Here is a 21,833-nt window from a genome sequence, read left to right on the forward strand (position 1 = left end):
GTCTCTTGCTTGTGGGGACTGAGGGTTTCGAACATATATTTTGAGCGCGCAGTGGTCGCCAGTCGGATCTGTTCCGGCTGGCGATTTTTTTGCAGGCACGGGCGCTATGCTGGAGGGAGCCGGAAGAGAAAACCGGCCCGCCTCCTGTGATGCAGGTGGCGGGCCGGTTCGGGAACCTACAGGCTGGCGTGCAGTTTGTGGTTACACCACTGCGGGGTCCAGTCGAGCCTGTGTCTCAACCTTCTGGGTTGCATCGACATTGTCGTCGCTGTCGAGGCTCCAGTACAGCTTGTCGAGGCCCTCAGCCTGCTCGCTCTCCGGCACCCGCAAACCAATGGTGGCCTTGAACACCATGGACAGCACCAGCCCTGTGACAAGGCCTGTGCCAAGGCAGAGGATGAGGCCGGAAAGCTGCATCAGGAAGCTGATATGGCCATGCTGATAGGCATAGATCCCTTCCGTAATGCCGAAATACCCCCCGCGCGGCACCCCGGCCTTGACCAGGCCAAGAATAAGCAGGCCATAACTGCCCGCACCAATGAACAGGGGGAACAACTTGTGCTCGTCAATTTCACGACGCAGCGTGAATTCATAAACAGCCCAGCTGGCCAGTGGCGCGCCCAAGGCGATCAGGAACATCTGCCAGGGCATATAGACATCAAAGCCCGGTGCGCCGGACACATAACCTGCGAGTGGACCAAACAGCAGATAGATGTAGTTCTTGGTTCGATACGAGATGATGGCGCCTGTAATCGCACCGCCAGCCCAGGCCAGCCCATAATTGTTGAAGGCGATACCCACACTGGTTTGCGCCATGGTGACAGATATGGCGTAAGCCTCGGGCGCAACAAAGAACAGGCAGGAGAGAATAACCATGGGCAGCCCGGCGAAGATGGTGATAAGTCCGGTTGCCGCGAGGCCAATACTGGGGGCCGTGTAGCTTTGCACCTTGGGGTGCGGCGAGAACATGCCGGGCCGCTTGCCGAGTTGCGGAACCAGCGCCATGGCGATCCCCGTCGGGAATAGATACACGAAGCCGACACCGAAGAAATCATGGAAGCCGGCATTCGTCAGCGGGCCGACAGACCCCCAGACCGCCCAGCTCAATATGGATGAGACTACGGTCGCCACGATGCAGGTGATATAAAAGGCGGATGCCTTCATGCGTTCTGACACTGCAAAATGCAGCAGAACATTGATGATGCCAGCAAAGCAGGCCAGAAAGAAGATGAAGATCTGAAATGTATTCAGCCCTGGAAAGATAGCAGGGTCAAGCGCATGGGCATAGCTGTTGGAGAGCCGGCCAAACAGCCACCAGTCATGCAGGGCATCGGCCATGGTGCCGCCTTCCATGATGGTGTATTGAGCCGCCCAGAAGCCAAAGCCGATGACGAAATAGGTGGCAAAACCAATAAAGAAGCCAACCATTTTTTCAATCGTGGAATTATAGACATTTCCGCGACGTGTGGTGCCGGCATCAATCATGAGCAGGCCGGCAACCACGAAGATGGCTCCGACCGCACCGGATGCATAGACCAGATTTTGTACCAGTGAGTTCAGGCTCACCTGATCTGCAAATATCGTTATGGTTTCCGTCATTGTTTCCTCCCTCTGCGTCATGGGACCGGGCGGCCCCATGACGGTTCTCGTCTCACGCCTCTTCTGCGGGGTGAGGACAAGCTCGTGTTGGCCAACATGCTCTGCCGCTTGGTGAGGGCCGGGAACAAGGCGCTTTCGCCATCGTGTTCCGGCACGGGCGGGGCATATCGGTCTGTGTCTTTACGGCTGGCGGGCAGGGGGCGAAGACGATGAAATCTGGGGGGTCCTCTAGCCACGATGTCGGAAACAAGCCGTTATTCTGGAATGGGCCGCATTGTGCGGCGCCGGACTGTGGGCCCCTGGATCGGCAGGAGCGAACGGCCCGGAACTGAATTCTGTGCATCGGCCGGCCATGACGCGCCGGAGACCCTTTTGTTCTCCGGGGAGGAGGGCCCGATGCGGGTGGAGCGAAGGCGGCATTCGCATGTTCGCCGCCTTCCTCCCATGTTTGCCCCAATGGAAAATGGGGGGTCAGAAGCATTGTCCGCATATCGCCATGCAGGCTGGCGCTGTGGTGGTTTTCACCATTGTGCAGGGCCTGCATGGCGGGTTTCATGGCTTTATACGCGCCATTCCAGACCCGGCTCCTCGCCGGGATTATAGGCCACGCCCCATGCCCGCTGCTCGCGCTTGTAGGGCTTCTGGTGCTGCGGATCTTCGTCCTCGATCTCGCGCGCCAGACGGTGCCCATCGAATGTGACATCCGCGATGATGCGCGGGGCCTCGGCGTCACCGATCACAAAGACATCGGTAATGCCATTGTCTTCCCATTCATCCTTGCGGGCCTTGAGCTGACGGTAGAGCGTATCATCCGATTGGCGGGATGTGACCAGAATGACGGTGTCACACTCATGCCAGGTGTGGGAGTTGTTCTCCTCTCGCGGCAGCTTGCCCGTGCCCTTGTACTCGCGCTTGTAGCCATCTCCCCAGATATTGAAGAGTTGGACCCGCCCTTCTTCCACGCGGGCGCATCCGGTGCTGTGCAGCATATTGATGCCCAGCCCATGGATAAGGCGCTGCATATTGGGCCCTTCCAGGGTGTAATCCATATAAGCGCCAGGGGCCGTGACTGTAGCCAGGGTAACCTCATGGCCGGCGCGGGCGAATTTTTCGGCAAGGCTGGGGGCCATGTAATAGGGGTCGTAATTGACGATCACTACGCGTTTGCCAACCGTCTTCTTGCCTTCAAACACCTGTTCCGGCGTCAGCACGTGGGGCAGCTTCGCATCCGCGCCGGGAATGGGCGCATGGGTCATGTGGTTGATACCGACAGGGCTCCAGTGCGCGCCCGTGGCAATGATGACGCGGGAGGCACCATATTCGAGAATGTCATCCACCGTCAGGGGCTTGCGGCCCAGAACGATCTGACATTGCTTGTTCTTCTTGACCAGCTTTTGCAGTTGCGTTTCACGATAATCCCGATGGAAGCTCCACTCGGCCAGGCCGGGCAGCGTCGCGACATCATTGACATAGCCGCCAATCTTGTCTCGGGCATCGACGAGATGCACGGTGTAGCCACGCTCCATCAGAACACGGGCGCATTCCGAACCGGCGGGGCCAGCGCCCACAATCAGCACATCATGCTCGGATTTGGCCGGCTCGAACTTTTCAGGATGCCAGCCCCGGCGATACTCTTCGCCAGCGGTCGCATTCTGGGTGCAGATGAAGGGCACGCCGCCCATCTCCCAGCGGGAAATGCACACATTGCAGCCGATGCAGGTGCGAATATCCTCAATGCGGCCCTCATCAATCTTGCGGGGCAGCCAGGGGTCAGCGATGGAGGGGCGCGCCGCGCCGATAATATCCACGATCCCGCCGGAAACCACTTGCAGCATCTTTTCCGGGTCATAATAGCGGCCAACGCCGACGACAGGCTTGGTGGTGGCCTGCTTGACGTAGCGGATCCAGTCATTCTCATGCGCGATCTGGTAGAAGCGCGAGGGGCCGGCATCTTCGCCCCATTCGGCGATGTCGCCGATATTCACGTCCCACAGATCAATATAGGGAGAGGCCAGTTCAACGAATTTGAGCCCGTCATCGCCCACTTCAACGCCGGTATTGCCGTAAAGCGTATCAACCGAGCAACGCGTCACCAATGCAATGTCGTCATTCACCGCACGCCGGATCTTTTCCAGAATCTCGATCCAGAAACGCGCCCGGTTCTCAAGGCTGCCGCCATATTCATCGGTTCGGCGGTTGTAATAGGGGTTGAGCCACTGCATTGGGCCATAGGCGTGAGCGCCATAGACATTGACCAGATCGAAGCCGGTATCGCGCGCGCGCAGGGCAGCATCCACATAGTGCTGTTGCAGGCGGCGCAATTCGTCCTTGTCCGCTTCATGGTTATAAGTGAAGCCGGCGCAGCCGGGGATGGTGTGCAGTTCGGAATTATACTGGCTGGGCCCGCGTGAAATGGTGCGCGCTTCCAGGCCGGGCGCGTGGGGGCCGCCATAGAAAAGTTCGCAACCGGCCAGAGAGTCATGGCTGTGAATATGGTCAACCATGGCGCTCAGATTGCGCATGTCGCCTTCGTCCCAGATCCGCGCCGTGATCCGCAAGGTATCATCGCATTCCGGGTGAATGGAGCATTGTTCAGTATTTACAGCACCCCAGCCGCCTTCGGCCTTGATGCCACGGTGCGCCATATTCATGCCGGGGGCGTTGGTGCCGGCCCCGTTGCAGTGAGGAACTTGGTAGAAACGATTCCGGATGGTTTTCGGCCCGATCTTGATGGGGGTAAACAGAATGTCGAACCGGCTATCTCTTGCCATTACATGTTCCTCCCAGAACAATCGCATAAGATCTGTTGTTATTTTTATTGTCATTCAAATCTTACAAGGCGCGAGAAGGCTGTCCATAACCCCGAGCGACTACTCCATTTTAGGTAGGTCGTATGAACAGGGAGCAGGCCCCGCGCGGGGGCTTGGTGTGCAGCTTGAGAAGGATATGAAATATATCAGCTTCATATGCGCGTGAAGTGCCCTGATTGTCACGCTGCTTCTTGTGCAATGCAAGAATATTGTGTGCTTTGCAAGATGTGCAAACAAGATGTGTGGCGAGGTAATATTTTTTCAAGCCGGACGATTGATCTGCATGGCCAGAGTGCCGTCTTCATCCGTTTGAAAATGAAGGTGATTTGGACTTCCCGGCAGGTTGGCTCTGGCCCGTGCCATTCGGCATCTCGCGCCTGAAGCTGGTGGGAAGGGCGTAGCGGCGTTGACAGGGATTAGCGGTGTTGGATAATATTATTACAAGTAAAACATAGTTCAAATTTTGGTCGGTGTGCCAGATCGGCGACTCCTTCGGGGCCGTTCTGAGCATGTGGAGCGAGACCTGGATATGACATGCAGGATGTTTCAAACACGACCAATTCACGCCGCCTCTCTCTGCATTTTTTCGCGCTTCTGGGCCTGTTCAGGCTGCCAGATGTGCGGGTGAGGCTGTTGTCCTGTCTGCTCTGTATTTGTATCTCTATTCTTCTTTTATTTCTTTCTGCCTTGGTGATGCGTGATTATGAGCGGATGAATCAGGCGGCCTCTGACCGTGTTCAGCGGGTTGAATACTATTGGGCAGATCTGATTCATCTGGTGCAGGCTGAGGCTGTTGACCTGACCCGATTGCCGGAGGGGGCGGGTCGTATCCGGCTCAATCCGAATGATCGCGAATGGCTCTGGCTGGTACAGCACGGTTTTACAGATCTGGGTCCAGCCTTTCAGGCGATCGTGCATACGGAGCGGATCTTTCGTGACATCGCGCCGGAGCCCCTTTCTCGCTCAGGCTGGCTATATCATGCACAGAAGATGCTTGCGCATCATGTAGAAATACAAAATATTCTGATGCGTGAACTTAAGAATATTCAGCGCATTGTTCAGATATTCCAGGTATTCATTCTGGCCACTCTGGTCTGTTGTCTTGTAAAGCTTGCTGGGGACATCCAATCTCTGTTTGGGCGGTTGGAGCAGATTCTGTCAGCGCTTCCGGGTGGGATGAAACCGGGGCTCTTGTCTGCATCCGCAGATATAGATGGGGTGACACGGCTGGAACAAGCTGTGCCGGCTCTCGTGGCGCGGTTTGAAAAGCATACGGCGGAAGCAGCCTGGAGTCACAGGGCCCGTCAGCAGATCCGGCATATTGTGGATGCGCAGGTTTTCTTTCTTCGGTTTGTTGAACTCATCAATGAACACCCTCTGAACGAACCGATGCTGCGCAAGATGTTGCACGCCCTGGAAAGTGCACTCAATGTGCAGAATGCAGCCATCATCTATACGCAGGAAAAGCCGCCAACATCTTCAGGTCGTTCCATCTATTCCAGTTATGCACCAGTTGTATTGAGTGACACTTTGTTCAGTGAGCTGCATTTGTCTGGCCATTCACTCCATATTGGCCCGAATGCCGAGGGGCGAGAAACACGGTGTGTCGCGGTGGCTTTTGTGGAGCCTTCTGGTGAAAAAGCCGCGTTGCTGGTGGAGGTGGAGATGCCGCGCCAGCTTGAGCATGGCGATATGCGGGTGCTGGAAATTGCAGCGGGGCTGTTGTCCATCACATCAAAATTTCAGAATCACGATCAGGAAGGCCGCCGCATTGCCATCTTGGAGGAGCGGGCGGCCATTGCGCGTGAATTGCATGATTCAATCGCGCAATCCCTGTCATTCATGAAAATCCAGCTGGCGCGTGTGCAATCCAGCACCAATATCACTGCCGAGAGCAGCCAGATCATGATCCGCGATCTGCGTACGGGGCTGGATGCGGCGTATCGTGAATTGCGGGAGTTGCTCACCACTTTCCGTGTGCATATGGATGGCAGAGGTTTGGCTCATGCCATTGATGCCGCCATACTGGAGTTTTCGCAGCGCTCAAACCTTGAAATCACGTTTGAGAACAGGCTTGAAAACTGCCATCTCACAGTGAATGAAGAGTTCCATATTCTTCAGGTTGTGAGGGAATCTCTATCAAATATTGTGAACCATGCCGCTGCACGGACAGCCTTTATTGAGCTGACGCAGCTGGCCTCCGGTGCGGTTGTGGTCACGATAGACGATGATGGCGTGGGTTGCAGCCCGGTCCGGGAAAGCTACGGGCATCACGGGCAGGCCATCATGAAGGAGCGGGCCGGCAGCCTTGGAGGCACCATAAAAGTCACGCCGAAACGACATGGCGGTACGCGGGTTCGCCTGCTGTTCACGCCTCAATCGGCTCAATAAAAAGACTGGGGTGGAGGAAATGATAAGGGTGCTGTTGATTGAGGATCACGCCCTGTTCCGAAAAGGGGTGAGGGACATGATTTCGGATCATGCAGATTTCGAGGTGGTTGGCGAGGCGTCATCCGGGCAGGAGGGGCTGGAATGCGCAGTTCAGCTCCAGCCGGATATGGTGCTGATCGACCTCAACATGAAAGGCATGAATGGGCTGGAAACCTTGCGCCGCCTTAAAAATGCCGGGCTGAATGCCCGCTGCATCGTGCTGACGGTTTCTGATGCCCGCGAAGACCTGCTGGAAGCGTTGCGGGCGGGGGCTGATGGTTATTTGCTGAAAGATATGGAGCCGGAAGATCTGTGCCCCAGCTTGCTCAAGGCGTTTGCAGGCACCACGGTGCTACAGGAAAGTTTGACCAGCATTTTGAAGGAAGCGGCTCTGGAACCTCTCTCCAGCCCGAGATCCGCAGGTGAGAGCGAACTGACCGATCGTGAAAGGCAGGTGCTTCAGTGTCTGGCCGAGGGGCTGAACAATAAGGCCATCGCGCGGGATCTTGGCATCAGCAGCATGACGGTGAAGGTTCATGTCAAGAATGTCCTGCGCAAGCTGAACCTGACCAGTCGCCTGGAAGCCGCTGTCTGGAAACACAGAAGCGATCAGGAACGCCGGTTTCCAGGGGCAGGCCCTGTGGCGGGGGAGCACGATGCACCGGATTTTGAAAAGGCGCGATACGCCTTGCCGAACTGAAGGCCGCATCTGCCGCAGGATAATGACATGCGTCTTGAATATTTCTGTGTGGCGGTGCTGGGTATTGTCCTGATGATCGTGCTGGGCATGTTCTGGAATGAAAATGCCTTGCTGAATCTGGAGCTTGTGGCCATTCCTCTGGGTCTGGTCTGCCTTGCGGGCCTGGTGCTGCTGGTGGGCAGGGTGTTCCATGCCGGCGGTTCTGTCGCCGGGTGGAGGCATTTTCAGGCCCCGACACACGCCCATACACATGCCCACGCCCACGCCCACGCCGATGAAGCGGAAACCCTTGCGTGGGCGCAGACGCTTCTGGGGCGGCTTTCCACGCCCGCCGCCATTCTTGATCCGCGCGCCCGGCTGCATAGCGCCAACCGCATGTTTCTCGCAGAGCTGGGGATCTACGGAACCGGAGAACAGGTACGCGGGGCCCCCATCTCCAGTTTTGTGCATCCGAACGATCACGGCACTCTGGATGGGCTCATCGCAATGGCGGCCGGGCGGGGGCTGAATGATGCTGAAGTGGCGTTGAACATGGTCTGCGCCGATGGTTCAAGCCTGCCGGTTCACATGTCATTTTCGTCCCTGAAGCCCGGCGGGGGCGTGGGAAGCGGCCTGTTGCAACTCACCGTGCGCCCGGCGCATCAGGATGCTGCGGCAGATGTGGCGGATGAACATGATTTCCATATGCTCATTGAGCGGCTGGCGCAGGTTGTTTTCCAGATCAACCCTGAAGGGGAACTACTTTTTCTCAATTCCTCCTGGGCGGCGCTGCTGGATCATCCGGTGCAGGAGAGTCTGGGCAAGCCGCTGGTTTCATTCATCCACCCCGAGGATCGACCTTTGGTGGAGGCGCATATCAACGTGCTGGCGCGGGGCAAGCGCAATGAGTGCCATCTGGAAGCACGGCTCATCGCCCGCAATGGCACCTCTTACTGGACGGAATTGCGCGCCCGTTCCGTGTCGCTGGTTATGGGTGAACGTACAAACATTATCGGGACACTGACGGATGTGAGCCAGATGAAGCGCACAGAAGCCAGCTTGCGCGCCAATCGCCGTTCCCTGAGCATGTTGCTCGCCAATATTCCGGGCATGGTCTACCGCTGCAAGAATGACCGGCATTGGAGTTTCGAGTTCACCAGCGATGGGTGCGTGGATGTGACGGGGTATGAACCCTACGAAATTGTCGGAGATCCCAATTTTTCCTATGTGGAGATCATGCATCCAGATGATCGGATGTGCGCCTGGCACTCCGTGCGCCAGCAGGTGATGCTGAAACGGGAATTCCAGATCATGTATCGCATCACCAATCGCGCCGGTAATGTTGTGTGGGTATGGGAGAAGGGCAAGGGGGTTTTCTCCAGCACCGGAGAACTGCTGGCGCTGGAGGGCTTTATTGCCGATATCGCCAGTGAAGACGATCACGATCTTGTTCTGGCTTTCCAGCATATTCTGGCGCAGCGCCATGCGGCTGAAGGGGCGCAGCCGCAAGGCTGAATGGCCGGGAGGCTGACCCGGAGAGGGGCGGGTATCAGGCGCGGACGAGCGAGGTATCGGTAATGCGCCCGGCCAGCTCCCCAATATTCCGGCCGCTGATACGCAGCTCTCCTGCGATTTCGGCAAGAGGGAGCAGCACAAAATCCCGCTCCAGCAAGAAGGGGTGGGGCAGGGTCAGTCTGTCTGTATTGATGGATTGGCCTCCATGGTCCAGCAGGTCGATATCAATATTGCGCGGGCCCCATTTGCGCAGGCGGGTTCGGCCCATGGCCTTTTCAGTTGTGAGGCATACTTCCAGCAGGTCGAAGGGGGAGAGCGTGGTGTCGATAGCCACGCAGGCATTGACGAACCAGTCCTGATCCGTGTCGCCCCATGGCGGTGTGTGATAATCGCTGGAACAGGCGATAATCGTAATGCCGGGCGTGGCGTCCAGCCGCCGGATCGCCTGGGCGATCATGGCGCTCTTGTCTCCCATATTGCTGCCAAGCCCAAGATAGGCACGCACCGGCTGCGCCATATCGGCCTGTCTGGCGCAGGGGCGTTGTGAGCGCAGGGGCGCTGTGAGGGTGGGGAAGTGATATTGCAGCCCACGCGCGACATCCCGCTTGCCTGCGGCAAGGGAGGAGGCCAGTGCGGAAGCCTGCGTGGCGGATGAAACCGGGGCTTTTGACACGTTTGTCATTCTCCTTCACCGGCCAGTCGAAACATGCCGTTTGCAGCGGGCTGGTCATTCCAGCCCGTCAGGGGCATGTCCAGCGGGGCGCTTTCCGGCATCCATGCAGGAGGCGCGCAGGGCAGGCCTTGCAGGAATGCGTCCATCTCTTCCAGATCGGTTTTGTTGACGACACGAATATTGAATGGCGCATCCCGCGCGAGTTCGGGAAAGCTCCGGTCCAGAATGCCGTTCGCAGACATGTCGGTGATCGACCAGCCCGGATCAATGGGGCATGACTTGACCACAACCAATTGCTCCGCACACAAGATCCACGCCAGATGTGCGGCAAGGCTGTCGGACGTGACATCCCAGGAGGTGAGCGCGCCGTGCCGCTCTTGCAGCAGATCAAACGGGAGCCAGATGCCGGTTTCTCCGCCGCGCACAATATCCCGCAATTCCCGCCAGTTGGAGGCGGTTTTCAGGGCAGGGCATTGGGCGCGCAGGGCCATGCCTGTCTGCGCCATGGCGAGAACAGCCATATTATGTGCAGAAACATCATCAACACGGCAATGCGCTTGCACGCGGCGCGCTTCATCGGCAAACCCACCCCCACCGGGAACAATGGCCACACGGCCCCGCCCGGCCGTACCCAGCAGCGCGAGCCATTCCGGCAGAAGCGGGTCCAGCGTTAGGCTGCCTCCGATCTTGACGACCCACATGTCACCCTCTTTTCTGCTGAATGCGCCAGAAGAGCCACCGCGACGGCCGGTGCGCAGACCGCCGCCCAGCACGGCTCATCTGCTTGCGGCGTGGCGCTCTTCTCCGGCTCGCCCGTCATCAGTTCCTCGATCCCGATGACAGGCAGGTTGAAGCGCTCCCCCAGTGCTTTTCCAAGAAACGCCCCGCAACCGGCCGCAACCAGCGGCGTGTTCGGGGGCATATGTGTATCCCGCAGGATTTTTGCCAGTTCACCGGCGATCAGATCCATCTGTCGGCTACGCCACATGGCGGCGAATGCGTCCCAGTCTTCGGGTGTGGCATCTTGCATGTCATGCCCGATCATGCGCGCCAGACGCTGCCTTGAGCCTGTCAGGGATTTGGGGCCGTTATCTGCGGCCGGGTGGAGATCGTGCCGTTCGTCGAGTTCTCCTGTCAGGCGATAGACATCGGATGAGGTGGCGAACCACTCATTCATGACATTGAACGCTGCATCCCGGAAGGGAACATGCTGTGCCAGCGCGCAAAGGGGGGTGCGCACCACGCCTTGATAAACCAGCGCGCCCATGGCCAGGCGTGCGGCATCGCCGGCATCATCATGGATGTTCAGGGCGATCTTCCCATCGCGAACAGGGATCAGATCCGTCGTGGTGCTGCCAATATCGACCAGCACCGCCTGTGGCAGGGACTGCGCCAGCCATTGAGCCGTGGCGCGCCAGTTGGCGGATGCGAGATGGCGCCAGTATTCAGCCGCTGTTGCAGGTGTGACCCAGCTGCGGGCACCGGCAAAGATGAGGGTTTCCTCCCCCAATATTGCGGCGATAACACGGGTGATCGCCTCCACGCCCTCCTGTCGATCCGGGAAATGGTCCACCATCTCGCCGGTCATGGTCACGGCATGGCGGGCGGATGCCAGCTCCGGCCAGCGTATGAGCGCGGCCTGAAGGCTTTCCTCCAGATAGGAGGTGCCTTTCCAGAGTGGACAGAGCCATTCGGCGATATCGGTGATCCGCCCGTTGCGCAGCAGGCAGGCTTTGACATGGGCGCCGCCAATATCCCATCCAATTATGGAAGGGGAGGTTTCAGACATGCTGCGTCTCCTGCTGTGTGGATGAAGAGGTGGGTGCAAACAGGGCCAGTATGTCTTGCGCCAGCGGCCGGCCCCGGCGGGCGGCAAACAGCCGGTGCCCCTCATAGGCGCAGGTGGCGCGGGGATTGACCTCTATCAGCACAAGGCCGGCTGTGGGATGTGCGATGACATCAAGACCCGCAAATCCGCGCAGGCCCGGCATGGCGTGCGCCACCTGCCGGGCAAGCCTTTCGCAAGCGGCACGGAGGCGCGCATCACCTTCTGCTGCGCCAACCTGCACGGCACCCTGGGAGATGTTCCCGGAAAGGTCCATCTGCATTTCCAGCCGGTTGATGCTGAGAAGTTCCGCCTGCCCATGGTCGCACAGCAAGGACAGGCTCATGATGTCCCCCTCAATCCAGGGCTCCATGATATGGGTGCGCCCCGCACCCGGCATGTTCTGGCGGGCTGCAATATCAGCTTGTGCCGAGGCGCGGGCTCCATGGCGACGGGTCTCCATGGAGCCCGCGCCGTCATCAGGCTTCACAATCCAGTGCGTGATGGCGGGGTCATCCATGAAGGCGAGAGGGGTTTGTATGCCCAGGGCCGCCAGATAGCGCAGCGTGTGATGCTTGCTCGTGGCCAGACGAATGCTGTCGCTGTTGCAGCCAACCCATTTTTGTGGCCCAAGCGCGACACAAAATGTGGTGAGCAGCCCGTCTGTTTCCGGCAGGATGGCCCAAACAAGATCATGCCGGCCCGCCTCGCGAAGCACGAAATCCTGCGCCGTTTCCCCGGCATGGGGAGATACGAGGCTGAGCGCGTTTGCATGGGCCCGCTCCGCTGCGGAAAGGTCTGGAGGCGGGGCCTGAGGAACGGAGGCGCAGGAGATGTTCACATGCCCGCAAGCCAGAAGATCGCACACAATGGCGTCGCGGATGCGCGCGCCCTCGTGCATCATCAGCGTGTCGGAGCTGCCAGCCCACGATCCGGTATGATACTCGAAAACAAACAGGTTCAGCTTGGCGGGCATCATGGACATCATTCCGGTTATTGATTTGTTGAATGGCGCGGTCGTGCGGGCTGTTCGCGGGGAGCGGAGCAATTATGCGCCCATGGTTTCCGGCCTGTGTTCGGGCCATGACCCTGTCGTGATGGCGCGGGCCCTGCTGGATGCCAGCCGGGATGTGCATCTGCCCCACGCCGGGCAGACGACCGGCGGCAAGCAAAAGCTGTATGTGGCGGATCTGGATTCCATTCTGGGACGACCGGCGCAGCTGGAGACCTTGCGCCGGATGGTGCAGGCGCTGCCCGATATTTCCTTCTGGCTGGATGCCGGTTTTACAGATCGCGCCATGGCGGATGAGTTGCTGCAAGCCGTGGAGGGTGACATTACGCCGGTTTTCGGCAGTGAAACGCTGGCTTCACCCTCAGCCCTCCGCCGGGCCTTCACGGCCCCTGGCATATTGTCCCTCGACAGAAGGGGCGAGCAGGTGCTGGATACGGCAGGTTGCTGGGCCATGCCGGCCCATTGGCCGGACAGGGTGATCGCCATGACGCTGGAGCGTGTTGGCGCGCACCAGGGGCCTGACCTTGAAGTGATTGCCGCATTGCGGGCAGCTGCGCCGCAGGCCCGGATCATCGGGGCCGGTGGGGTGCGGCATGTGGCGGATCTGCTGGCGGCCAGTGCGGCCGGGGCCGCGGCATGGCTTGTCGCCAGCGCCTTGCATGACGGGCGTCTGGAGCGGGGCCGGACGGGTTGAATGAAAGGGGCCATCAAGCAGGAACCATGGATGAGGGGCACTGAAAACCCGAAGGTCAGAACCACCTCTGGCAAGTTTCGCGCCAATTCTGCGCCAGAACTGTTCGCCGGGTGATATTCTCATGATCGGGAGAAGGCGGGCCGGGCTTCAGGCCGGCTCTGTGGTGCGACTTCAGACAGACTGTCCTGTTTCCGTTGCATTGTTGCGAGACAGTGTGGTGCGCATGCGGTGGCCCTGAGCCGGCCTGCGTTTTTTCTGAAGTGTTCTGGCACCATGAATTGTCATGGGGCTGAAGCCATGCGGCGCGTTGTACGCCATCTGCTTTGCGCCGTTTCCCAAGGCGCTGTGTGATGGGCCGGAATTTCGCTGGCATGCCCCTTGCTAGTCATGGGGCATGAGCACGACCCTTTCTTCCGATCCCGGCAAGGCCGAACGGCACGACTTCTGGACAAGCCCGTTCAACAGCCTGTTGCCCACCTCCCGCCTGCCATCGGTGGTCGATGGCGCGTGGGTTTGCGCGTCCGAAGGCGACGCCCGCACTATTGCCGCCCTGCGCCATTTCGGGGTTGAGCCGTCCATGGCTCAGCCTCTTGTCAATGGCGCCGGCGCAGATCTTGAAGAGGCGCTTTCCACGGCGGCTCAGTGGCTGGCGCACAGCGCCGCGCCTCTTGTCGGGAGGGTGGCCACGGATGTTGCCGGGCTGCGCGTCGTTCATGGCCTGGCCCGGCGGGCAGGAGCCATTCTGGACCATGCAGACGGCCGCGCGCATGGCTTGCGCGCCCGGCAGGACAGGGGGCTGGTGAGCGCCTCTCTGAACCAGCTGGAGCGGGCGGATCTTGTCCTGTTCATTGATGCGGACCCGGAACGCGCCGCGCCCGGTTTTATTGAACTGAGCGGTTTGGACAAACCGCATCCGGGCGGGGTTGCACGCCAGTTTATCGCTCTTGGCGCGGCCCCTGAGGCAATGGCACACGAGGGCGCGCCTCTGGCCATCGAGCACGTGCCGGTTGAGCCGGATGGGATGTTTGAGGCGCTGGCCGTGCTTTCCGCCTGTGTTGGCGGGCGTCATGTTCCGGGAGCGGCGTCTGCCCTTGTGGATCTGGCACAGCGCTTGCTGGCCGCCCGCTATGCGGTCCTGATCTGGGATAATGAGCGGTTGCCGGCGCATGGCGCACTTGTCATTGAAATCATCCGTCGGATTATTGAAACCCTGAACCGCAAGACGCGGGCCACGACATTCTCCCTTTCCGCCGCGGATGGAAAGGCGGGGGCCGAGCAGGTGCTGGCCTGGCTTTCCGGCCTGCCGCCGCCTTTGTCTTTCGGCCCTGCCGGCGTGATCCATGATCCTGTGCGGCATGCGACGGGCAAGCTGCTTGAAGAGCAGGCCGTGGATACCCTGTTGTGGATCAGCAGCTTCTCGCCTGAAACGCCGCCGCCATCCTGTGCGGGTGTGAAGCGCATCGTACTGGGGCATCCCGGCCATGCGGAGCTGTTCAGCGGGGCGGGGGGCGAAGACACCATCTTCATTCCCGTATCGACCCCCGGCATCGGTTCCGCCGGCATTCTGTTCCGCTGTGATGGCGTCGCCCTGCCGGTGCGCCCCCTCTACACCGACACGCTGCCGACCGTCGCCGACATGCTGGCTGAGCTGACCGCGCGCCTGCCGGAACTGCCGGGAGAGCGGACATGACAGGAGCATCCATGACAGAGACGTCGATGACGGAAACGTCTGAACCCGGCCGTGTGCTCAATGGCGTTCTCATTGATGAGACTTTCGCTGAAGCCTTTCCCATGCGGGGAACGCGCCTCATCATCACCGCAGCGAACCCCACATGGGTGCGCCATGCCGCGCAGGCGGCCACCGGCTTCGCCACCTCGGTGATCGGCTGCGGGTGCGAGGCCGGGATCGAGCGGGAGCTGGCGGCGGATGAGACACCGGATGGCCGCCCCGGCGCGGCCCTGCTGTTTTTTGCCATGTCCGGCAAGGAACTGGCCAAGCAGATCGAGCGACGTGTAGGCCAGTGTATCCTGACCTCGCCGACAAGTGCGCTCTATGCCGGCATTCGCGAGGGAGAGGCGATCCCCCTGGGCAAGAATCTGCGCTTCTTCGGCGATGGCTGGCAGATGAGCAAGGTGATTGATGGGGTGCGTTACTGGCGCATTCCGGTGATGGAGGGTGAGTTCGTCGCCGAGGAGACGACAGGCGTCACCAAGGAGGCAGTGGGGGGTGGCAATCTGCTGCTTCTGGCCCGTGATGTCGCCTCTGCCCTGGAGGGGGCGGAAGCGGCTGTCGAGGCGATGAAGAAGGTGCCCGGCGTGGTCATGCCCTTCCCCGGTGGGGTGGTGCGATCCGGCTCCAAGGTGGGCAGCAAATACAAGTCGATGTTCGCATCGACCAACGATCTGTTCTGCCCGTCCATCGCCAATCTTGTTCCCCGGACTGAAATGGTCGGAGAGGCACGCGCGACGCTGGAGATCGTCATTGATGGTCTGACAGAACAGGCCGTGGCCGATGCCATGCGCGCCGGCCTTGACGCCATCATTGCGCGCGGCCGTGAGGCCGGCGTGCTGCGGGTTTCCGCTGGCAATTATGGCGGCAAGCTCGGTCCCTTCCATTTCCATTTGCACAAACTGCTGGGCGAGGCGTGAAATATATGACCGCATCATCCCCATTTCAGCCCGCAACCGCTCCGCGCTGGCGTTTGAGCCTGAAGCAGAAGCCCGAGCTGCGGGTTGACCTGCGCGGCCTGCTGCCTGCCACGCTTGCCAATCTGTCTCTCGGGCAGGTGCAGGCGCTGCCCGTTGCTCATGGCCGGCACATGCTGGAGCTTGGCGAGCTTTTTACCATTCACGAGGATTCCTCCGGCGATGCCGGGCACCTGCTTCTGGAAGGAGAGCTAGCGCGGGCGGATCATATTGGCGCAGGGCTGACAGAAGGTCACATCACCATTCATGGCGATGTCGGAGATTATCTGGGTGCGGATCTGGCTGGCGGGTCGATCCTTGTCACAGGTCATGCGCGTGATCTGGTCGCCTGTGAGATGAATGGCGGGCGAATTCAGATTGACGGAAATGTTGGCGATTTCGTCGCCAGCGCCCGGCCGGGCAGCATGGATGGCATGCGCGGCGGCACGCTGGTGATTGGCGGAGCCGCCGGCGCGCGTCTGGGAGACCGGATGCGGCGGGGAACCGTTGCGGTTTCAGGCCCGGTCGGGGATTTCGCCGCATCACGGCTTGTGGCCGGCACGCTGGCTTTCGGCTCGACGGTGGGGCTGCACCCTGCCTATGCCATGCGGCGCGGCAGCCTCATCTTTGCCGGCGAGGCGCCGCGGCTCTCGCCCACTTTCGTACCTTCATATGCAGAGCTGGATGTCGGCTGGGGCTTGCTCGCGCGCAGCCTGGCCCGTCTTGGCGGGCCGTTTTCCGGCCTGGTGGAGGCCCGGCCGTCACGCTTTCTCGGCGATATCGCTGTCGATGGGCAAGGTGAACTCTGGATCGTGACCTGAGAATGCCATGAACAAACCAATGACATATCGCAGCGGTCCATCCTACAGGGCTTTTCATGCGGGCCAGAGGGCCGGCGTGAGCGTGGCGACGGCTGCACGCCTGCATTTCGGGTTTCTGGATCCGGCGGCGACATTGGGGCGCAGTTTTGGCAGCCTTGGCCTCATGATTGATGGCTTCGCCACCCGGCTCAGCCTGCGGCGTGGTACGGGCCCGGCTGGGGCGATTGAGGTCTCCCATGCGCCTCAGGTGCCGGCGGCAGAGGCGCAGCGCGCGCTTGCCCATCTGCGCACCTTGCAGAAGGTCACCCGGATAACCCAGCCTCTGGCCCTGCATATCGGGCAGGCCTTGCCTGTCCATGCCGGGCTTGGGTCTGGCACGCAGCTGGCTCTTGCCTGTGGCCGGGCCTTCGCGGAACTGCATCAGATCGGCGCAGATACGCGAACCCTCGCCTCCTGGCTGGGACGGGGGCGGCGTTCGGCCATCGGCATTGCCGGTTTCGATCAGGGCGGTTTGCTGCTGGATGGTGGCGTGGCCGCTGCATCTGGTGACACGCGCAAAATGGCCAGCGGACCGCTGCTGATGCGCCGCACATTGCCACTGAAATGGAGCATTCTGCTGGCGCTGGACCCCGGCCATGCCGGGCTGACAAGCACGCAGGAAGCCGCGCATATGGCCGCCCTTCCGCCGTTTCCGCGCGAGATGGCCGCCGATATTTGCCACCAGGTGCTGATGCGCGTGCTGATTGGCATCGTTGAAGATGAGTTTGAGGTCTTCGCGGAAGGTCTCACTCATATCCAGCGTTTGCTGGGCCGTCATTTTGCCCCGGCCCAGGGCGGGGTGTTCACAAGCCCGGCGGTTGGTACGCTGATTGAGTGGCTGGGTGAAAAGGCCGGCGCCGGGGTTGGGCAGAGCTCCTGGGGGCCAACGGGTTTTGCGGTCTTTCCCACACAGGGGGCGGCTGTGACCGCGCTTGATGCCGCGCGCAAGGCCGGCATTCTGGCCCCCCATCTCGAAACACGCATCGTGCATCCGTTCAATCATGGCGCTGCCGTGGATGTGACACTGCCCTGAGACGGCAAGAACAGGAGCCCTTCAATGGCCCATTCGCTCATTCTCCACCTGTTCACTTCCAGTCCGAATGCAAGTCCATTCGATGTCAATATGGCGATTGATGCGGGATATCAGCATGTTATCCCTTATACGGGTGTCGAGTCGTCTGCCCTGGCTACGCTGACGCAAGATGCCATTTTCTCCCGCAGCCCCAAGGATGCGGTGCGGACGGGTATCTTCATTGGCGGGCGGGATGCTCTTGAGGCATCGGATTTTATCGAGCTGGTGCGCGGCGCGATGGTGCCGCCCTTTATCGTTTCCGTCATGGCGGACCCGAGTGGCGCTTACACGACGGCGGCGGCCCAGGTTGCGGCTGTCGAACATCATCTGAAGGTGGTGCACGGGCTGGGACTGGCTGGGCGCCGTGTTCTCATTCTCAGCGGCACCGGGCCGGTGGGCCGTATTGCAGCTGTGCTGGCGGCGCAGGCGGGCGCGGATGTCACCATTACCAGTTATCGCGGGCTGGAATCGGCAAAAAAGGCTGCGGAGGAGACGGGCGGGCGTTTCGGCGTCACGCTCAAGGGGGCCTCTGGCAAACGGGCCGAGGATGTGCGCGTTGCGCTTGATGGGGCTGAAATCGTTCTGGCGACAGCCGCCGCCGGCGTGGAGGTGCTGAGCCGTGAGCTTTTGCAGGGCGCGGCGGACCATCTGCTTGTCGCGGCAGACATCAATGCCGTGCCCCCTGCCGGTATCGCTGATGTGGGCGTGTTCGACGACGGTAAACCCATTGAGGGAATGAAGGCAGTGGGCATTGGCGCGCTGGCCATCGGCAATGTCAAATATCAGACCCAGCATCGGTTGCTGGCGCGCATGTGCACGGAAGGGCAGCCGCTGACATTGAGCTTCGCCGAAGCTTTCGCCATGGCGCGGAATGTTCTGGCCGAGAGTGCGGCAAAGCCATGAGAAGCATTGCCGTCGCGGCTCTTTCTGCTCGTCTTCTGGCCGAAGCCGCCCGGCAGGATGGCTTCGGGGTGATTGCGCTTGATCTTTTCGGAGATGTCGATACGCGCAGGGCCGCAGATGACTGGCACGATATTGGAACCGCAGATGGCAGCCTGCGACTGAACCCGCACGCCCTGCTGGATGCGCTGGAAAATGCGCGTCGTGCCGGGGCGGAGGGCTGGGTTGCCGGCGGAGGGTTTGAGGCGCAGCCAGACCTTCTGGCTGAGGCCGCCACTGTGCTGCCGCTGATTGGCGCATCTGTGGAGACTGTTCGTCTGCTTGGGAACCCTCTGGAGTTCGCCCGGAGCCTTCAGAAGCTCAATATGCGCCACCCTGAGACACGCGCGGACCGGCCGGATGATCTGGCTGGCTGGCTGGTGAAGGAGCGGGGCGGAACTGGAGGGCGGCACATCACCATGGCGGCGCATGCCGCGCATGGAAGGGTTGCCTGTTACCAGCGTCGTCTGGTGGGGCGTCCCATGTCTGCCCTTTTCGTTGCGAATGCGGAGCGCGCCCATATCTGGGGGTGGCAGGCGCAGCGTGTGCAGGCCATGGACCATCATCCTTATCTCTATGCTGGCGCTATTGGCCCTCTTGATCTGCCCTTGTCCGTGACAGGGCCCTTGGCTGAGGCGCTGAACCGGCTGGTGCGCCATTTCGGCCTTGTGGGGCTGGGCAGCATGGATTTTCTGCTGGCGGACGAAGCGGGGGAAGCCGTTTGCCACTTGCTTGAAATCAATCCCCGCCCGCCGGCGACGATGGCGCTGTATGGGCCGGGCCTGATCCGTGCCCATATTGAAGCCTGCCTGAAAGGCTGCTTGCCACAGCAGGGTACGGAAAGCATGCCAATGGCGATGCGCGGCCATGGAATTGTCTATGCAAACAATGCCTTTACGTTGAGTTCTGCTGGAGCCGAATGGCTCGCGAACACCTGCTGGGTGCATGACGTGCCCCGGAGCGGAACCCGTTTTGAAAGCGGCCTGCCCATATGCAGCGTAAGCGCGCAGGGCTGTGATGAACCCGGCATTGAGGCCGAGCTGACCCAACAGATCAAAACTCTTTTCCTGCAAGTGGAGACACCATGACGACCGCGCCGGAACTCACCCTTTCTGCTCATGCGATGCCCAGCGTGAACCGCCTTGCGGGCCCTCTTGTGCGGGATATCATCGCGCGTGCTTCCAGCCTGCGCCTGCACATTTCGCAGGATGAGAGTGGCGTGACGCTGGTGGATGCTGGCATTGCCTGCGAAGGCGGTGTTGAGGCTGGCCTGGCCATCGCTGAAATTTGCATGGCGGGTTTGGGGCGCGTGCAGCTTTCCGCCCATCCCAGAGAGGGGTGGCCGCGCTGGGTTGAGGTTTCCTCCTCGCAGCCGGTTCTGGCGTGTCTGGGCAGCCAGTATGCGGGCTGGAGTCTTTCTGCCAGCAAGGAAGAGACGCAGGGGAAATCCTTCTTTGCGCTGGGGTCTGGCCCTGCGCGGGCGCTGGCCGTGAAGGAGGAGTTGTATGGCGAGCTTGGTTATCGCGATACGGCCGGAGAGGGCGTGCTCGTGCTTGAGGCTGATCGTCTTCCGCCGCGCCCGGTGCTGAACAAGGTGCTGAATGATTGTGGCCTGACCGCAAGGAATCTGACGGTCATCGTCACCCCTACACGCAGTTCGGCGGGCACGACGCAGGTTGTTGCGCGCGTGCTGGAAGTGGCCTTGCACAAGGCGCATGAAATCGGCTTTGACCTGCGCTATATCGTTGATGGAAGCGCCTGCGCCCCCTTGCCAGCGCCTGCGGATGATGGGCTGGAGGCCATGGGGCGCACCAATGATGCCATTCTTTATGGCGGGAGCGTGCATCTCTCCGTGCGGGGTTCTGATGAGGAGGCGGAACGCCTCGCGCGTGAGCTGCCATCAGGAACGTCCCGTGATTATGGCAAGTCCTTCAAGGCGCTCTTCGAGGCGGCAGGCTATGATTTCTACAAGCTGGATGGCGCCTTGTTTGCCCCCGCAGAGGTTTGGGTGAGCAATCTCGATACCGGGCGGACATGGCATCGGGGCGCTACGGATCTTGGTTTCCTGCGTGGATTGTGGGTGACGGAATGATGCGTGTCGCCATTATCTCAGATGAAAGCGGCTGGCATGTGCGTCGCTTGCAAGCCGCCCTGCGGGCGCGGGGGGCTGTGGGGCGGGTGCTGGACCTTGCTGATTGCCGGGTGGACACCACGGCTTCCCGGCATGGTCTTGTCTTGCCGGGGTTTGGCCGGGCCTTGCCGGATGCTGCGATTGTGCGGGGCATAGCGGGGGGCAGTTTCGAGCAGGTGACGCGGCGTCTGGGGACGCTGCACATGCTGCGAGATCTGGGCATACCCGTGTATAATGATGCCCGCGCCATTGAGCGCAGCGTGGACAAGGCGATGACAAGCCTGCTCCTTCATGCGGCGGGCATTCCCATGCCGGCCACATGGGCGGTGGAATCTCAGGCGCAGGCACAGCGTATTGTCATGCGCGAGAGCGCAGCGGGCCACGCATTGGTGCTCAAGCCATTATTCGGTTCGCAGGGCAAGGGCTTGCAGCTTGTTGGCCAAGTGGAAGGCCAGCATGTGCCACTGCCTTCACTTGCGAAAGGCTTTGGCGGGCTGGCATATCTCCAGCGCTACATTCCTCCGCGCACGACGCCCGGTTTTGATTGGCGCGTATTGGTGATTGGCGGGCGGGCCGTTGCGGCCATGCGCCGGACAAGTGCGGACTGGGTACATAATGCGGCGTGCGGAGCAGCGTGCGAGAAGGAAGAGCTGAACCCTGCACTCACCAAGCTGGCCGAGGCTGCAGCGCAGGCACTGGATATGGATTATGCCGGTGTTGACCTTCTGCCGACAGGGCCGGGGCAGGATGATATTCAGGTTATTGAAGTAAATGGTGTCGCAGCCTGGCGTTCTCTCCAGAAAACGACCCGGATGGATCTTGCACAGGCCATGGTGGATGATCTTCTGCATCGTAAATGTGCGGGCCTTTTGACGGCCGCGGCCCGGAATATATCGGGTTAGGGAAATG

Annotated in this window: 18 protein-coding genes; 12 read left to right on the forward strand and 6 right to left on the reverse strand. The window is 60.6% G+C overall.

What is annotated here, in order from left to right; all coding sequences use genetic code 11:
• Positions 1 to 201: 201 nt before the first annotated feature.
• Both ACT6QH_RS05760 and ACT6QH_RS05765 read right to left on the reverse strand, forming a co-directional pair.
• On the reverse strand, positions 202 to 1,599 hold the full coding sequence (locus tag ACT6QH_RS05760) for an ammonium transporter family protein (protein ID WP_444973858.1): 1,398 nt from the start codon (positions 1,597 to 1,599) through the stop codon (positions 202 to 204).
• Positions 1,600 to 2,159: 560 nt separating this feature from the next.
• Positions 2,160 to 4,370 (reverse strand): oxidoreductase, encoded by a 2,211-nt coding sequence (locus ACT6QH_RS05765; RefSeq protein ID WP_444973859.1) that lies wholly within the window; start codon positions 4,368 to 4,370, stop codon positions 2,160 to 2,162.
• A gap of 573 nt (positions 4,371 to 4,943) precedes the next feature.
• On the opposite strand from ACT6QH_RS05765, the gene ACT6QH_RS05770 reads away from it, so the two are divergent.
• The 3 genes from ACT6QH_RS05770 to ACT6QH_RS05780 are packed head-to-tail and all read left to right on the forward strand — an operon-like array spanning position 4,944 to position 9,033.
• Positions 4,944 to 6,800, forward strand: coding sequence for a histidine kinase (locus ACT6QH_RS05770; RefSeq protein ID WP_444973860.1), 1,857 nt, complete (start codon positions 4,944 to 4,946; stop codon positions 6,798 to 6,800).
• Between the two features lie 19 nt (positions 6,801 to 6,819).
• A complete protein-coding gene (gene narL, locus ACT6QH_RS05775) occupies positions 6,820 to 7,539 on the forward strand; it encodes a two-component system response regulator NarL (RefSeq protein ID WP_444973861.1) in 720 nt (239 codons plus the stop codon).
• Between the two features lie 27 nt (positions 7,540 to 7,566).
• Positions 7,567 to 9,033 carry a PAS domain-containing protein gene (locus tag ACT6QH_RS05780; protein WP_444973862.1) on the forward strand — a complete coding sequence of 489 codons (1,467 nt, stop codon included), beginning with the start codon at positions 7,567 to 7,569 and terminating at the stop codon, positions 9,031 to 9,033.
• Positions 9,034 to 9,067: 34 nt separating this feature from the next.
• Here the strand turns inward: ACT6QH_RS05780 and folK are convergent, their stop codons facing one another.
• The 4 genes from folK to ACT6QH_RS05800 are packed head-to-tail and all read right to left on the reverse strand — an operon-like array spanning position 9,068 to position 12,510.
• On the reverse strand, positions 9,068 to 9,706 hold the full coding sequence (gene folK, locus ACT6QH_RS05785; RefSeq protein ID WP_444973863.1) for a 2-amino-4-hydroxy-6-hydroxymethyldihydropteridine diphosphokinase: 639 nt from the start codon (positions 9,704 to 9,706) through the stop codon (positions 9,068 to 9,070).
• A gap of 5 nt (positions 9,707 to 9,711) precedes the next feature.
• The gene (locus ACT6QH_RS05790) at positions 9,712 to 10,407 is read right to left on the reverse strand and encodes an amino acid kinase family protein (protein WP_444973864.1); all 696 of its coding nucleotides are present in this window, start codon (positions 10,405 to 10,407) and stop codon (positions 9,712 to 9,714) included.
• The gene (locus ACT6QH_RS05795; RefSeq protein ID WP_444973865.1) at positions 10,377 to 11,495 is read right to left on the reverse strand and encodes a hydantoinase/oxoprolinase family protein; all 1,119 of its coding nucleotides are present in this window, start codon (positions 11,493 to 11,495) and stop codon (positions 10,377 to 10,379) included. Before ACT6QH_RS05795 ends, ACT6QH_RS05790 begins: the two co-directional genes overlap by 31 nt.
• Positions 11,488 to 12,510 carry an ATP-grasp domain-containing protein gene (locus ACT6QH_RS05800; protein WP_444973866.1) on the reverse strand — a complete coding sequence of 341 codons (1,023 nt, stop codon included), beginning with the start codon at positions 12,508 to 12,510 and terminating at the stop codon, positions 11,488 to 11,490. The genes ACT6QH_RS05795 and ACT6QH_RS05800 overlap by 8 nt, the downstream gene beginning before the upstream one ends.
• On the opposite strand from ACT6QH_RS05800, the gene ACT6QH_RS05805 reads away from it, so the two are divergent.
• The 9 genes from ACT6QH_RS05805 to ACT6QH_RS05845 all read left to right on the forward strand — a co-directional run bounded on the left by ACT6QH_RS05805 (position 12,509) and on the right by ACT6QH_RS05845 (position 21,826).
• The gene (locus ACT6QH_RS05805; RefSeq protein ID WP_444973867.1) at positions 12,509 to 13,237 is read left to right on the forward strand and encodes a HisA/HisF-related TIM barrel protein; all 729 of its coding nucleotides are present in this window, start codon (positions 12,509 to 12,511) and stop codon (positions 13,235 to 13,237) included. The genes ACT6QH_RS05800 and ACT6QH_RS05805 overlap by 2 nt on opposite strands.
• A 394-nt stretch (positions 13,238 to 13,631) precedes the next feature.
• Positions 13,632 to 14,927, forward strand: a complete 1,296-nt coding sequence (locus tag ACT6QH_RS05810) for a hypothetical protein (protein ID WP_444973868.1) — start codon at positions 13,632 to 13,634, stop codon at positions 14,925 to 14,927.
• A gap of 11 nt (positions 14,928 to 14,938) precedes the next feature.
• The gene (fhcD, locus tag ACT6QH_RS05815) at positions 14,939 to 15,886 is read left to right on the forward strand and encodes a formylmethanofuran--tetrahydromethanopterin N-formyltransferase (protein ID WP_444973869.1); all 948 of its coding nucleotides are present in this window, start codon (positions 14,939 to 14,941) and stop codon (positions 15,884 to 15,886) included.
• A 5-nt stretch (positions 15,887 to 15,891) separates the two neighbouring features.
• Complete coding sequence (locus ACT6QH_RS05820; protein WP_444973870.1) at positions 15,892 to 16,743, forward strand: formylmethanofuran dehydrogenase subunit C; 852 nt, start codon at positions 15,892 to 15,894, stop codon at positions 16,741 to 16,743.
• A gap of 7 nt (positions 16,744 to 16,750) precedes the next feature.
• Positions 16,751 to 17,815, forward strand: a complete 1,065-nt coding sequence (locus tag ACT6QH_RS05825; RefSeq protein WP_444973871.1) for a beta-ribofuranosylaminobenzene 5'-phosphate synthase family protein — start codon at positions 16,751 to 16,753, stop codon at positions 17,813 to 17,815.
• A 24-nt stretch (positions 17,816 to 17,839) separates the two neighbouring features.
• Positions 17,840 to 18,757: an NAD(P)-dependent methylenetetrahydromethanopterin dehydrogenase gene (locus ACT6QH_RS05830; protein ID WP_444973872.1), complete on the forward strand. Its 918-nt coding sequence runs from the start codon at positions 17,840 to 17,842 to the stop codon at positions 18,755 to 18,757.
• Positions 18,754 to 19,881, forward strand: a complete 1,128-nt coding sequence (locus ACT6QH_RS05835; RefSeq protein ID WP_444973873.1) for an ATP-grasp domain-containing protein — start codon at positions 18,754 to 18,756, stop codon at positions 19,879 to 19,881. Before ACT6QH_RS05830 ends, ACT6QH_RS05835 begins: the two co-directional genes overlap by 4 nt.
• Positions 19,878 to 20,885 (forward strand): methenyltetrahydromethanopterin cyclohydrolase, encoded by a 1,008-nt coding sequence (gene mch / locus ACT6QH_RS05840; RefSeq protein WP_444973874.1) that lies wholly within the window; start codon positions 19,878 to 19,880, stop codon positions 20,883 to 20,885. The genes ACT6QH_RS05835 and mch overlap by 4 nt, the downstream gene beginning before the upstream one ends.
• On the forward strand, positions 20,882 to 21,826 hold the full coding sequence (locus ACT6QH_RS05845) for an ATP-grasp domain-containing protein (RefSeq protein WP_444973875.1): 945 nt from the start codon (positions 20,882 to 20,884) through the stop codon (positions 21,824 to 21,826). The genes mch and ACT6QH_RS05845 overlap by 4 nt, the downstream gene beginning before the upstream one ends.
• Positions 21,827 to 21,833 lie beyond the last annotated feature (7 nt).

It is taken from the genome of Haloleucobacter albus (genome assembly GCF_052492075.1).